The 13,579-nt window shown below is 62.2% G+C and carries 10 protein-coding genes; 6 read left to right on the top strand and 4 right to left on the bottom strand.

Annotated elements, in window-relative coordinates:
* Positions 1-707: 707 nt before the first annotated feature.
* The 5 genes from K3557_RS08045 (at position 708) to K3557_RS08025 (ending at position 6,052) form a co-directional block, all read left to right on the top strand.
* Positions 708-1,847: an acyl-CoA dehydrogenase family protein gene (locus tag K3557_RS08045; RefSeq protein WP_259992014.1), complete on the top strand. Its 1,140-nt coding sequence runs from the start codon at positions 708-710 to the stop codon at positions 1,845-1,847.
* 51 nt (positions 1,848-1,898) lie between these two features.
* Entirely contained in the window at positions 1,899-2,945 is a 1,047-nt protein-coding gene (locus K3557_RS08040; protein ID WP_259998981.1) for an enoyl-CoA hydratase/isomerase family protein, read from the top strand.
* Complete coding sequence (gene mmsB / locus K3557_RS08035) at positions 2,942-3,817, top strand: 3-hydroxyisobutyrate dehydrogenase (RefSeq protein WP_259998979.1); 876 nt, start codon at positions 2,942-2,944, stop codon at positions 3,815-3,817. The genes K3557_RS08040 and mmsB overlap by 4 nt, the downstream gene beginning before the upstream one ends.
* Positions 3,818-4,028: 211 nt before the next feature.
* Complete coding sequence (locus tag K3557_RS08030; RefSeq protein WP_259998977.1) at positions 4,029-5,600, top strand: Hint domain-containing protein; 1,572 nt, start codon at positions 4,029-4,031, stop codon at positions 5,598-5,600.
* Between the two features lie 149 nt (positions 5,601-5,749).
* Positions 5,750-6,052: an excinuclease ABC subunit A gene (locus K3557_RS08025; protein WP_259998975.1), complete on the top strand. Its 303-nt coding sequence runs from the start codon at positions 5,750-5,752 to the stop codon at positions 6,050-6,052.
* Positions 6,053-6,069: 17 nt separating this feature from the next.
* On the opposite strand, the gene K3557_RS08020 is transcribed toward K3557_RS08025, so the two are convergent.
* Positions 6,070-6,840, bottom strand: coding sequence for a helix-turn-helix domain-containing protein (locus K3557_RS08020; protein WP_259998973.1), 771 nt, complete (start codon positions 6,838-6,840; stop codon positions 6,070-6,072).
* Positions 6,841-6,961: 121 nt separating this feature from the next.
* On the opposite strand from K3557_RS08020, the gene K3557_RS08015 reads away from it, so the two are divergent.
* Positions 6,962-7,396 (top strand): excinuclease ABC subunit A, encoded by a 435-nt coding sequence (locus K3557_RS08015; protein WP_259998971.1) that lies wholly within the window; start codon positions 6,962-6,964, stop codon positions 7,394-7,396.
* Between the two features lie 117 nt (positions 7,397-7,513).
* Here K3557_RS08015 and uvrA read toward each other — a convergent pair whose 3' ends face one another.
* The 3 genes from uvrA to lpdA all read right to left on the bottom strand — a co-directional run bounded on the left by uvrA (position 7,514) and on the right by lpdA (position 13,353).
* The gene (uvrA, locus tag K3557_RS08010; protein ID WP_259998969.1) at positions 7,514-10,372 is read right to left on the bottom strand and encodes an excinuclease ABC subunit UvrA; all 2,859 of its coding nucleotides are present in this window, start codon (positions 10,370-10,372) and stop codon (positions 7,514-7,516) included.
* 280 nt (positions 10,373-10,652) lie between these two features.
* Complete coding sequence (locus K3557_RS08005; protein ID WP_259998967.1) at positions 10,653-11,822, bottom strand: MFS transporter; 1,170 nt, start codon at positions 11,820-11,822, stop codon at positions 10,653-10,655.
* Positions 11,823-11,958: 136 nt separating this feature from the next.
* On the bottom strand, positions 11,959-13,353 hold the full coding sequence (gene lpdA / locus K3557_RS08000) for a dihydrolipoyl dehydrogenase (protein ID WP_259998965.1): 1,395 nt from the start codon (positions 13,351-13,353) through the stop codon (positions 11,959-11,961).
* Positions 13,354-13,579 lie beyond the last annotated feature (226 nt).

Below are 13,579 nucleotides of genomic sequence, written 5' to 3'. Positions count from 1 at the left end.
CCAGGTCAAACCCTCTGGCCGAAACTGGAATCGGTGGCCCTCATCCTCCGAGCGGGCGCATCCCTACCAGTCACAAGCTCAGCGGACAGCACTCTTTCCCCATAGGCCGCAACCAGACCCCGCGGCTTCCTCCCTGAGAGGTTTGTCAACGCGGGCCACACTCACGCCCAGCTGAAGCCGCTCGCAATGGCCCGCGTCGAAAAATCTTCATCTCACCGAGCTTTAGTTGCACCCTTGCCAAAGACCGCTGTGGGGCAACCACCCGAGTCTGCAAAGATCAAAAGATGCGCCGAGCGGCAGCTTTTGTCGCCCAAGCTAGGTATACGGTGACCGGCGGCTCGGTCCTAATCGGCCTTACAACACCCCTTTAAACACCCTCTAAAACCCTCCGCCGCCCGGCGTTTTTTTACGTTTTGGGCGGCGGATTACCGGGCATTGCAACGGGAAGTGTCCCAAAACCACAGCGTCAAAACGCGGAACCGGCGGATTTCCGGACTAGCAACACCCCGGTTTCAGGCTTAAAAATCAGGGAATTCGCGAAAACACGTTGCTGCAACAGGAAGTGTCCCGCACTGCAACGCGAAGTGTCCCGCTACACCGCTACAACTGCACGGCAGCTTTGCATTTGCGCAGCTTGCCTCAGCGCCGCCTGCCCGCTATTAAATAAACAACTGTTCAATTCATCTGAGCGACGGGAGGAGCTGCTTATGGATTTCGCGCTGACTGAGGAACAGCAGGCCATTTTCGATATGGCCCATGCGTTCGGCCAGGAAAACATCGCGCCGCATTCCCGGCAGTGGGAAAAAGACGGCACCATCCCCAAATCACTGTGGCCGCGATTGGCAGAGCTGGGATTTGGCGGGCTGTATGTCTCCGAGGAATACGGCGGCTCCGGCCTGTCCCGCCTGGATGCCACCCTGGTGTTCGAAGCACTGGCGATGGCGGACCCCGCCATTGGATCGTTCCTGTCGATCCACAACATGTGCGGCGGCATGATCGACAAGTTCGGCTCTGAAGAGACCAAGCAGAAATGGCTGCCCGCGCTTTGCACGATGGAGAAGATCTTCTCCTATTGCCTGACCGAACCCGGTTCCGGTTCCGACGCCGCCGCCCTCAAAACCCGCGCCGAGCGCAGCAATGAGGGCTATGTGCTGAACGGCACCAAGGCGTTCATCTCCGGCGGCTCCTATTCTGACGCCTATGTCGTGATGTGCCGCACCGGCGAGGATGGCCCCAAGGGAATCTCTACCGTGGTGGTCGAGGATGGCGCACAGGGCCTGTCGTTCGGCGCGCTGGAGGACAAGATGGGCTGGAAGGCGCAGCCCACCTCGCAGGTGCAATTCGACGATTGCGCGATCCCGGCGGACAACCTGATCGGCGAGGAAGGCAAGGGCTTTTCCTACGCCATGGCAGGCCTCGACGGCGGGCGGCTGAACATTTCGGCGGGTGCTCTAGGCGGCGCCCAGACGGCGCTGGACCAGACCGTGCAATACATGTCCGAGCGCAAGGCGTTCGGGAAATCCATCAACCAGTTCCAGGCCCTGCAGTTCCGGCTGGCGGAATATGAAACCCGCCTGCAGGCTGCCCGCACCTTCCTGCGCCAGGCGGCGTGGAAACTGGACACCGGCGCGCATGATGCCTCCAAGTTTTGCGCCATGGCCAAGCTGATGGTCACCGACACCGCCTTTGACGTGGCCAACGGCTGCCTGCAGCTGCACGGCGGCTACGGCTATCTGGCCGACTACGGTGTCGAGAAGATCGTCCGCGACCTGCGGGTGCACCAGATCCTGGAAGGCACCAACGAGATCATGCGCCTGATTGTCGCCCGCCAGCTGATAGCTGAGTAACCTGCAGCCGACAGAATTACACCGGCGCAACACCACGATGGAGCACCCAGGATGAGTGATATCCATATCCGCAAGACCGGCCAGGCCGGCCGCATCACCTTTACCCGCCCCAAGGCGCTGAACGCGATGAGCTATGAGATGTGCATGGCGATTGATGCCGCCATGCGCGGCTGGGCCCAGGATGACAGTGTCAAGCTGGTAGTGATCGACGCCGAGGGCGACAAGGCCTTTTGCGCCGGTGGCGACATTGCCGAGCTGTATGACACCGGCACCAAGGGCGACTACAGCTATGGCCGCACCTTCTGGCGGGATGAATACCGGCTGAACGCGCTGATTTTTGAATACAAGAAACCGGTGATCAGCTTCATGCAGGGCTTCACAATGGGAGGCGGCGTAGGCATCGGCTGCCATGGCACCCACCGGATTGTGAATGAGACCAGTCAGATCGCCATGCCCGAGGTCGGCATCGGCCTGGTGCCGGATGTGGGTGGCTCACTGATGCTGGCGCTGGCGCCGGACCATTTGGGTGAATATCTTGGCATGACAGCGGCCCGGATGGGCGCGGATGACGCGATCCTTGCGGGTTTTGCTGACTTTTTCATCCCGCAAGAGCAATGGCCCGCGCTGATATCCGCGCTGGAAGAAACCGGCGCCGCTAAACTGGTGGAGGACGCCGCCCTGCCCGCTCCGCAAGGAAAGCTGCGCCCGGCACTGGCGGATATCACCCGCCACTTCGCCAAGGACTCACTGGAAGACATTCAAGCCAGCCTCCAGGCCGAGGGCAGCGATTTTGCCGCCGCGACGCTGAAGCCTCTTAGCCGCAACTCGCCTCTGTCGATGGCCTGCACGCTGGAAATGCTGCGCCGCCTGCGTGCTGATGGCCCTGCCATCCGCCGGGCGCTGGATCTGGAATACCGCTTCACCTTCCGCGCCATGGACCAGAGCGATTTCCTGGAGGGCATCCGTGCCCAGATCATTGACAAGGACCGCAATCCGAAATGGCAATATGCGGGCCAGCCGGTGCCGGCCCAGGCGATTGAAGACATGCTGGCGCCGCTCGGCGCCGATGCGCTGACATTCGAGGAGGAACTCAAATGAAAATCGGATTTATCGGGCTTGGCAACATGGGCGGGCCGATGGCCGCCAACCTGGCCAAGGCAGGCCATGAGGTCACCGGTTTTGATATGGCCGATGTCAGCATCGAAGGCGTGACCATGGCCGCCTCCGGCCCCGAGGCCGCGGCAGGTGCAGAGGCCGTCATCACCATGCTGCCCAACGGCGCCATCCTGCGCCTTGTTGCTGCCGAAATCATCCCGGCAATGACCAAAGGCGGCGCCTTTATCGACTGTTCCACCGTTGATGTGGACTCGGCCCGCGCGGTGGCCGAACAGGCCGACGCCGCAGGTCTTTTGTCCGTGGACGCCCCGGTCTCCGGCGGCATCGGCGGTGCGGCCGGCGGCACGCTCACCTTCATGGCCGGCGGCTCGGCTGATGCCTTTGCCGCCGCCGAACCGCTGTTTGATATCATGGGCCAGAAGGCTGTGCATTGCGGCGAGGCCGGCGCTGGCCAAGCCGCCAAGATCTGCAACAACATGATCCTCGGCGTCACCATGATCGCCACCTGCGAAGCCTTTGCGCTGGCGGACAAGCTGGGTCTGGACCGGCAGAAGATGTTCGATGTGGTCTCCACCTCCTCCGGCTATAGCTGGACCATGAACGCCTATTGCCCCGCCCCCGGCGTCGGCCCGCAATCGCCTGCCGACAACAATTACCAGCCCGGATTTGCGGCTGAGCTGATGCTGAAGGACCTGGGCCTTAGCCAGCAAGCCGCGGCCAGCGCCGACGCCGACACGCCGATGGGTGAACTGGCCATGGCGCTGTACAAGAAATTCGTCGAGGACGAAGACGGCAAAGGCATGGACTTTTCCGCCATGCTGCCCCGGTTTGAGACACGCAGCCGCAACGGCTGAGGCCTGCCTCCTCAACCGCAGGCTTTGAACAAATGACCTGTCAGGCGGCCTGTTCCGGGCCGCCTCTTGCTATCCGGCTTTCTTAAAATATCCCTAAAATTCGAGTAAACTCCAGGATTTCGGCGCCAGTCCGCCACAGTTCTGTCTCAGTTCCCCAGCATTCCGGTAAGTGATCGTAAATTCTCGCACACCCGGAGGCGCGCTGTCTGTTATGGCCACGGCAACGGAACTGAACATTAACTCCTCTGCGACTGCCACCCAGATGGCGGAGGAAATTTTTGGCGACGGCGTCACGGTTGAAAACGCCAGCTACAGCGGCGATGCCCTGTCATCGGGCATCTATTCCGGCGCTGATACAACCACACCTGGCGTGGCGCCCGCAGATTCCGGCGTGATCCTGTCAACCGGTTACGCCCGCGACTTTACCAACAGCAGCGGCACCACCAACACAAACGTCCGCGGCAACACCAGCACCAATACCACCGGCGCCAACAACGACGCGGATTTCAACGCTCTGGCCGGTGCCGCCACCCGCGATGCCTCGTTTTTGGAGATCGACTTCACTCCTGCAGGCGACTTGCTGACCATCGACTTTGTGCTGTCGTCCGAGGAATACCCCGAGTTCGCCAATTCGCAATACAATGACGTGGTCGGCGTATGGGTGAACGGGGTCGAGGCCCAGGTCTCCATCGGCAACGGCACCGCCTCGATCGGCAATATCAACGATGGCACCGAAAACGTCTATGTCGATAACACCGGCGACCAGTTCAACACCGAAATGGACGGGTTCACCATCACCCTGACCTTTGTCGCTCCGGTGAATGCAGGGGAGATCAACACCCTCAAGATCGGCGTCGCCGATACTGTGGACAGCAGCTATGACACCAACCTGCTGATTGCCGGCGGCTCAGTGCAGACAGCGGTGGTTGCGCAGGATGATCAGGAAGACATCGCGATCAACAAGACCCGTGTGGTGGATGTTCTGGACAACGACACCGCCGCCGCCGGCACGCTGACTATCACCCATATCAACGACCAGGCCGTCTCGGCCGGGGATACCGTCACCCTGGCCACCGGCCAGCAGATCACTTTGAACGCCGACGGCACCCTGACCGTCGTCACCGACGGCGACCTGGAAACCGTATACTTCAACTATACGGCGGACAACGGGCTGGGCAACTCCGACACCGGTCTGGTTGAGATCAACCAGACGGTGCCCTGCTTCCTGCGCGGCACCATGATCCGGGTGCCCGGCGGCGAGATGCGGGTCGAGGATCTGCGCCCCGGCATGGAGGTTCTGACCTACGACAACGGCCCTCAGGTTCTGCAATGGGCGGGCAGCCGCCGTATCGCCTGCACGCCGCAAACTGCTCCGATCCGCTTTGCCAAAGGCAGCTGCGGCAATACCCGCGATCTTTATGTGTCGCCGCAGCACCGGATGCTGGTTTCCGGCAGCCGCGCCGAGTTGCTGTTCGGCGAGGGTGAGGTACTGGTCAAGGCCAAGGATCTGGTGAACGACAGCACCATCCGCCCGGCGCTGGAGATGCAGGAAGCGCAGTATGTCCACCTGCTGTTCGGCCGCCACCAGATTCTCTGGGCCGATGGCGCCCTCAGCGAAAGCTACCAGCCCGGCCCGCAAACAGCGGCAGGATTTGACGCAGGCACCTTGGCGGAAATCCGCGAATTGTTCCCGGAACTCCGCGCTGAAACCGGCCGCGGATACGGAAATGCGGCGCGGCTGGCCCTGCGCAGCCATGAAGCGCGGGTTCTTGCCGCCGCGTAAGCAGCTGCAGGCGGGCCGCCGCCGTCGGCTTTATCGCCCTCTTGGATTTTGCGCCTGGCCCGTTATGTCAAAGGCGACCAGGAAAGGACCCGTTGTAAATGGTACGCCGTTACTTTGTTTCTATCATAGTTCTCACTGCCGCATGTGCCGTGGCTATTCCGCTTGCTGCAGGCAATGGCATCGGACATGGCAAGTCTGACCAGGCAGGTTTGCACTGCCCGGCGGGCCTGGCCAAGACCTCATCGCATTGCGTGCCGCCGGACCATGCCAAGAAGTTCTACCGCCGCGGCGACCATATTCTGGATGAGTACATCTGGATCGGGACTCCCGGCGAATGGGCACCGGACCCATTTGGCAGCTATGTTCAGGCCGGCGGCTATGTCTATCAGGTGAACCGCGAGACCCAGAAAGTGCTGCGCCTGATCGGTGCAGAGGCTGACCTGGCGAACTAGACCGGTCGCACTGCCTGCTAGCGGCCGCCCATAGCGGCCATCGCCTCCCGCGTGGCCTCATCAGCCGGAAACAGCATTTCGATCCGCAGCTCTGACATCGCCAGATCCCCAGTGCCGCCGAACTGGGTAATGGTGGAAAAGAACGACAGCACCTGCCCGCCCAACCGGTAGCGGGCCGGGATCACCGCGGGCAGTTCCCCCTCCGGTGCGCTGCCCGAGGCCGCCACCATCCGCTGCAGCCGCTCCACCGCCTGTTCCAGCACCGGATCCTCGCCGAAATGGTCCAGCTCGGTTCTAAGCCGGGCCAGGCTCAGCCGTTCGATATCCTGCAGGTTCTCCAGCGCTTCCCGCAGACCGGCGTTCTCCAGCAGAGCCTCAATCAGGCTGCAGCCCGCACGGATCCCAACGCCTTCAAGCATTAGGGCCGCAGGCCGGTTCAGGCGCAAAAGCCGCCAATGCCGGTCGATCATCAGCGCCGGATACGGCTCATGCGCGATCATCATTTGTTCAGCGGCATGTTTCAGCGGCGCCAATTCCGCATCGTTCAGTTTCCGCCGGGCAAAGGCAGGTGCCAGACCGGCAGCCGCCAGCAGCTGATTGCGCGCCCCGCCCGGCACCTGCAGCTCATCGCTCAAGCGCAGCACCATGCCGCGGCTCGGCCGCGACCTTCCGCTCTCCAGAAAAGACAGATGCCGCGCCGAGACCCCGGCCTCCAGCGCCAGCGCCATCTGGCTCATCCGCCGCAGCCCGCGCCATTTCTTCAGAACCGCGCCGAAACCTTCCGCCATGAGCTGACTCCTTTTCCCGCAGCATAGACGGCCACAATCAGAAGTTCATTTACCTCCAAGGTAATTGTTTCGCTTCTGCACCTGACCGCATTCTGCGTGCAGACATCATCAGGAGCTTCCAATGACCCACGCCGCATCAATCCGCATGCTTAAGATCGTCTCGATTCTCTCTGCCGCTTTCGGCCTCGCCATGGTGCTGGCGCTGGCCACCCCGCTCGGCACTGCACTAAGCCTGTTCATCGATCTCGCCTTCCTGCCGCTGGACGGCGCCCAGGCGCTCACCCCGGGCGCGGCCTCCCTGATGACCGCCATCGGCGGCGGGCTGATGTGCGGCTTCTGCCTGCTGATTTATTTGGTCACAGAGCATATCTACAGCGCCGACCCGGCGCTTGGCCGCCGCCTGCTGATCCCGGCACTGCTGGCCTGGTACATCCCCGACAGCCTCGGCTCGCTCGCTGCGGGCGCCTGGTTCAATGTGGTGATGAACACACCCTTCCTGGCACTGTTTCTGGTGCCGCTGATGCTGGCACGCCGGGCTGCACTGCAAACCGCCTGAGAAAGGGGCGCCACAGCCTTTTATTCACCTTTGCGCAAATACTCCGGGGTGAATTGGCCAAAGGCCAAGAGGGGCAGCGCCCCTCTTCCATCCAACGTGAGGGGCAGTGCCCTGCCCTTACTCCGCCGCCACCTTCCGTGCCGCCAGAATGTCCTTCAGGTACCGCCCGGTGTGGCTGCGCGGCTCATCTGCCACGGCTTCGGGCGTGCCCGCCGCAACAATCTCTCCGCCGCCATCGCCGCCCTCGGGTCCGATGTCGATGATCCAGTCGGAGGTCTTGACCACATCCAGATTATGCTCAATCACCACCACCGAATTGCCCTGCTCCACCAGCTCGTGCAGCACTTCCAGCAGCTTCTTCACATCCTCGAAATGCAGACCCGTGGTCGGCTCATCCAGAATATACAGCGTCCGTCCGGTCGAACGTTTCGACAGTTCCTTCGACAGCTTCACCCGCTGCGCCTCGCCGCCGGACAGCGTTGTCGCCTGCTGGCCCACCTTGATATAGCCCAGACCAACCCGCATCAGCGCATCCATCTTGTCGCGGATCGACGGCACCGCCTGAAAAAACTCCTGCGCGTCTTCCACCGTCATATCCAGCACATCGGCGATGCTCTTGCCTTTGAACTTGATTTCCAGCGTCTCGCGGTTATAGCGCGCGCCCTTGCAGGTTTCGCAGGTCACATAAACGTCGGGCAGGAAATGCATCTCGATCTTGATCACGCCATCGCCCTGGCAGGCCTCGCAGCGCCCGCCCTTGACGTTGAAGGAGAACCGCCCGGGTTTGTAGCCGCGCGTCTTGGCCTCCGGCAGGCCGGCAAACCAGTCGCGGATCGGGGTAAAGGCGCCGGTATAGGTCGCCGGGTTCGACCGCGGCGTGCGGCCGATCGGGCGCTGGTCGATGTCGATCACCTTGTCCAGATGCTCCAGCCCCTTGATGCTTTCGCAGGGCGCCGGGGTCTGGCGTGCGCCGTTGAGGCGCATGGAAGCGGTCTTGAACAGCGTCTCAATCGTCAGCGTCGACTTGCCTCCGCCGGACACACCGGTCACGCAGACGAACTTGCCCAGCGGGAACTCGGCTGTGACCTCTTTCAGGTTGTTGCCGGTGGCCTTGACCACCTTGATCTTCTTCTTGTTGCCCTTGCGGCGCTTGGCAGGCACCGCGATTTCCCGCGTGCCCGACAGATACTGGCCGGTGATCGAATTCACGTCCGAGGCAACCGCTCCGGGCGTGCCGTGGCTTACCACCTCGCCGCCATGCACCCCGGCGCCGGGGCCGATGTCGAACACATAATCCGCCTGGCGGATCATGTCCTCGTCGTGCTCCACCACAATCACCGTATTGCCCTGATCGCGCAGGTTCTTCAGGGTGCCGATCAGACGGTCGTTATCGCGCTGGTGCAGCCCGATCGAGGGCTCGTCCAGCACATAGAGCACCCCGGTCAGGCCAGAGCCGATCTGCGACGCCAGCCGGATCCGCTGGCTCTCGCCGCCGGACAGGGTGCCGGAGTTACGGCTGAGAGACAGGTACTCCAGCCCGACATTGTTCAGGAATCCCAGCCGCTCGCGGATCTCCTTGACAATAGCACGGGCGATCTCCTGCTTCTGCTGGCTCAGATGGTTCGGCACATCCTCGATCCAGGCCAGCGCCTCGCGGATCGACAGCTGCACCACCTGACCGGCGTGCACACCGGCAATCTTCACCGCCAGCGCCTCAGCGCGCAGCCGGTAGCCCTCGCAATGGTGGCAATGGCGGTTATTCTGATAGCGTTCGAACTCCTCGCGGATCCAGTTGGAATCGGTCTCGCGGTAGCGCCGCTCCATATTCGGAATGACGCCCTCGAACGTGCGTTCGACCTGATAAACCCGCCCGCCCTCGTCATAGCGGAACATGATCTCTTCCTCGCCGGAACCATACAGGAACACCTGCTGCACCTTCTCGGGCAGGTCCTTCCAGACAGTGTTCTTGTTGAACTGGTAATGCTTGGCGATGGCCTCAATCGTCTGCAGGAAATAGGGCGACTTGCCCTTGCGCCAGGGCGCCAGGGCGCCGTCATAGACCTTTAACGACTGGTCCGGCACCACCAGACGTTCGTCAAAGAACAGCTCCACCCCCAGACCATCGCATTCCGGGCAGGCCCCGAACGGCGCGTTGAAGGAAAACAGCCGCGGCTCGATCTCGGGAATGGTGAAGCCGCTGACCGGGCAGGCGAAATTCTCACTGAAGGTGATCCGCTCCAGATCGCCTTCCTTGGGTGCGGTTTCCAAAATGGCGATGCCGTCCGCCAGATCCAGCGCGGTGCGCAAACTGTCCGCCAGCCGCGTTTCCATGCCTTCCCGCACCACCAGCCGGTCGACCACCACATCAATGTCATGGCGGAACTTCTTGTCCAGCGTCGGCGGCTCGTCCAGCTCATAGAACTCGCCGTCCACCTTCACCCGCTGGAAGCCCTGCTTGCGCAGTTCCAGGAATTCCTTTTTGTATTCGCCCTTGCGGTCGCGGACGATCGGCGCCAGCAGAAAGCCGCGGGTGCCGTCCTCCATCTCCATGATCCGGTCGACCATGTCCTGCACCTGCTGCGCCTCGATCGGCTTGCCGGTGGCGGGGGAATAGGGCGTGCCTGCGCGGGCAAACAGCAGCCGCAAATAGTCATAAATCTCGGTCACCGTGCCAACGGTTGAGCGCGGGTTCTTCGACGTCGTCTTCTGCTCAATCGAAATCGCCGGAGACAAGCCGCTGATGTGGTCGACATCCGGCTTTTCCATCATATCCAGGAACTGGCGGGCATAGGCCGACAGGCTCTCGACATAGCGGCGCTGGCCCTCGGCATAGATGGTATCAAACGCCAAGCTGGACTTGCCCGAGCCGCTAAGGCCGGTGATCACCACCAGCTCATCGCGCGGAATGTCCACGTCGATGTTCTTCAGATTATGCTCGCGCGCGCCGCGTACTTCGATGGATTTCAGCTCAGCCATAATGCCCCCGTGCCCGCGCCTGCCAAACCAGCGGCAAACGCCCGCCATACAAATAGGGAATGCACCGGGAAACGCCAAGCCCCAAATGAGAACATAGGGCGAACAAGACAAAACTTGCTGACAGCAGCTGGCAGCAGGTTGCGCCGCCCCCGGATCAAACCGGAAAACACCCGTTTTCCGGACCGGATTTCAGCCGGAATCCGGCGCGCCGCTTGCGGCGCCAGGCCCAACGGGCGACGGCCCCCGGCACGGGGGCCGGTGACGGGCGGGAGAGGCCCCCTTAAGCCATGCTGCGCCGCCGCGCTGACAGCAGACCATGCACCGCAGCACCGCTCAGGAACAGTACCAGCAGCACCGCCATCATGCCGCCAAAGCCGCCGCCAGCCAGTGCCAGCACCATCAGCGGCGTGCCGATGGTATTGCCCAGATTGCCCATCTGCGCCATCGCACCGCTGGACTGCGCCCGCGCTGCCGCACTGCTGCTCAGCTGCGGAACCGCCGCAAAGGAGCCGCCTTGCACCAGCCCCATAGCCCCCGCCATGGCGATACAGGCGGCCGGCGCGCCGGGCATGGCCCACAGCCACAGGGCGGCAGCGGCACAGGCCAGGAACCCCAGCTGCGCCAGCCGCACCCCCGGCAGGAACCGCAGCAGATACACCCCCAGGGTCATCGACACCGCAATGCTGGCCAGCGGCATCATCCCCAGCACAAAGGCGCGCATGTCCGCGGCGATGTAAGGTGGGATCACCGTTAGAACCGCCACAAAACAGCAGGTGTAAAACAGCCAGCCCGCGGCCGGCGCCGAAATCCAGGGAGACCGGTAAATGGGCAGATGCAGCCCCGGCAATTCCGCCAGACGCGGCAGCGGCTCCCGCTCCGGCACTGGTACATCGCGCAAAGAAAATCCCAGCAGCAGCGCCAGTCCCGCCATTACCCCCGCATGAGCACCAAACAACGCCAGCAGACCCCAGGCATCAGCCAGCGGCAGGCCGAACCAGGCCAGCAGGGTAAAGGCGACGGCAAAGAAGGTACTCCACAGGGTCATCGCCAGCCCGCGCCCACTGTTTGAGCTAAGCTGCGCAATCAGCACCGGCCCGGCAACCACAATACCCAGATGCGACAACCCCTCGACCATTCGGGACGCCAGAAACACCCCGAACGGCAGATGCAGCGCCTGCAGAGCAGACATCGCCGCCCCCGCCCACAGCGCCCAGACCAGCGTGCGCCGGTAGCCAAAGGCCGCCACATACAGCCCCGCCACAGCCCCCAGCAGAATGCCCAAAGTCCCGACCAGCGACACGGAAAAGCTGATCGCGTTTCCCGCCTCCGGGTACAGCTCCCCCATCCGGCCAAAGATCACACTGATCTTGCCGTATTGCGCAGCCGCCCCCAGGCCTGCGCCCCAGACCGCCAGGATCAGCCCCCAGCGCGAATTTCCGGATGCCGTCATGGCCGCTGCCCCTGTTGTTTCCGTTGTTCTGCATCTGGTTATCCCGGACCCGGCCCGGAAACCAGAGCGCCGCCGCCAAAGAAAAAAGGCGGCCCCTCAGCAGGCCGCCTTTCCAAACTCCGGTTTAACCGGCAGCTTACATATGGATCACCCGGCCGTAGGCATCCAGCACGCTCTCATGCATCATCTCGGACAGCGTCGGATGCGGGAAGACGGTGTTCATCAGATCTTCCTCGGTGGTTTCCAGCTGGCGGCCCACCACATAGCCCTGGATCAGCTCAGTCACTTCGGCACCGACCATATGGGCGCCCAACAGCTCACCGGTCTTGGCGTCAAAGATGGTCTTCACCATGCCCTCCGCCTCTCCCAGCGCAATCGCCTTACCGTTGCCGATGAAGGGGAAGCGGCCGACCTTGATGTCATACCCCAGTTCCTTGGCCTTCGCCTCGGAATAGCCAACGCTGGCGACCTGCGGCTGGCAATAGGTGCAGCCGGCAATGCTTTCGGGTTTTACCGGATGGGCGTGTTTGCCTGCAATCAGCTCGGCCACCATCACACCCTCGTGCGACGCCTTATGCGCCAGCCAGGGCGCGCCGGCGATGTCGCCGATGGCGTAAAGCCCATCAACTCCGGTGCGGCAGTATTCGTCGGTCACCACATGGGTGCGGTCGACCTTGACGCCCAGCTCTTCCAGACCCAGGCCTTCGACATTGCCAACGATGCCCACGGCAGAGATCACGGTGTCGAACTCCTGTTTCTCTACCTTGCCGCCAACCTCGATATGGGCGGTGACTTTGCCTTTACCGCGGTCCAGCTGCTTGACCATGGCTTTCTCCATGATCTTCATGCCCTGTTTGACAAAGGCCTTCTTGGCAAAGGCCGAAATCTCGGCGTCTTCCACCGGCAGCACCCGATCCATCACCTCAACCACCGTGGTGTCAGCACCCAGCGTGTTATAGAAGCTGGCAAATTCAATGCCAATGGCGCCAGAGCCGATGACCAGCAGCTTCTTGGGCATCCGGGGCGGTTGCAGCGCGTGCTTGTAGGTCCAGACCAGATCGCCGTCGGCCTCCAACCCCGGCAGCTCACGCGCCCGTGCACCGGTGGCCAGCACGATATTCTTGGCAGTCAGTTCTTCGGTGCCTTTGTCGGTCTTAACCGACACCTTGCCCTTGGACGGAAGGGACGCCTCGCCCATCACCACGTCGATCTTGTTCTTCTTCATCAGATGGCCGATGCCCGAGGACAGCTGTTTCGCCACCCCGCGCGAGCGTTTCACCACCGCGTCCAGATCATAGCCGATGTTTTCCGCCTTCAGGCCGAAATCCTTGGCCCGCTCCATCAGGTGGAACACCTCAGAGGAGCGCAGCAGCGCTTTGGTCGGAATACAGCCCCAATTGAGGCAGATACCGCCCATATGCTCGCGCTCGACAATGCAGGTTTTCAGACCCAGCTGTGCGGCACGGATGGCCGCGACATAGCCCCCCGGCCCGGCGCCGATTACGATCACGTCATAAGATTGTGCGGCCATGGTACTCCCTCGCCCTCGAACAGGTTCCAAAACTAGTTTACCGTTAAACTATTTTTTTTTGCGCTGCAATCATCCTCTGCTGCGGCATAGCGGCCATGCAAGAAACAGCGCAACGCCGTCTGAACAGGCTATGCTGCAGGCAAACATCCTGCCAGCACAATTTTGCATTCACCGGGGAAAGACAGCGGCAGGCGCCCCCCAATAGAAAACGCCGCGCCCCTTTCAG

This window comes from Leisingera sp. M523, assembly GCF_025141335.1.
GTDB lineage: Bacteria > Pseudomonadota > Alphaproteobacteria > Rhodobacterales > Rhodobacteraceae > Leisingera.
The sequence above is the reverse complement of the archived record's forward strand: the minus strand, read 5'-3'. Positions and strand labels throughout refer to the sequence as shown.

Excerpts from the sequence above, each read along its gene's own strand:
- K3557_RS08045 (WP_259992014.1), top strand. The coding sequence starts at position 708 with ATGGATTTCGCGCTGACTGAGGAACAGCAGGCCATTTTCGATATGGCC.
- K3557_RS08040 (WP_259998981.1), top strand. The coding sequence starts at position 1,899 with ATGAGTGATATCCATATCCGCAAGACCGGCCAGGCCGGCCGCATCACC.
- mmsB (WP_259998979.1), top strand. The coding sequence starts at position 2,942 with ATGAAAATCGGATTTATCGGGCTTGGCAACATGGGCGGGCCGATGGCC.
- K3557_RS08030 (WP_259998977.1), top strand. The coding sequence starts at position 4,029 with ATGGCCACGGCAACGGAACTGAACATTAACTCCTCTGCGACTGCCACC.
- K3557_RS08020 (WP_259998973.1), bottom strand. The coding sequence starts at position 6,840 with ATGGCGGAAGGTTTCGGCGCGGTTCTGAAGAAATGGCGCGGGCTGCGG.
- K3557_RS08015 (WP_259998971.1), top strand. The coding sequence starts at position 6,962 with ATGACCCACGCCGCATCAATCCGCATGCTTAAGATCGTCTCGATTCTC.
- uvrA (WP_259998969.1), bottom strand. The coding sequence starts at position 10,372 with ATGGCTGAGCTGAAATCCATCGAAGTACGCGGCGCGCGCGAGCATAAT.
- K3557_RS08005 (WP_259998967.1), bottom strand. The coding sequence starts at position 11,822 with ATGACGGCATCCGGAAATTCGCGCTGGGGGCTGATCCTGGCGGTCTGG.
- lpdA (WP_259998965.1), bottom strand. The coding sequence starts at position 13,353 with ATGGCCGCACAATCTTATGACGTGATCGTAATCGGCGCCGGGCCGGGG.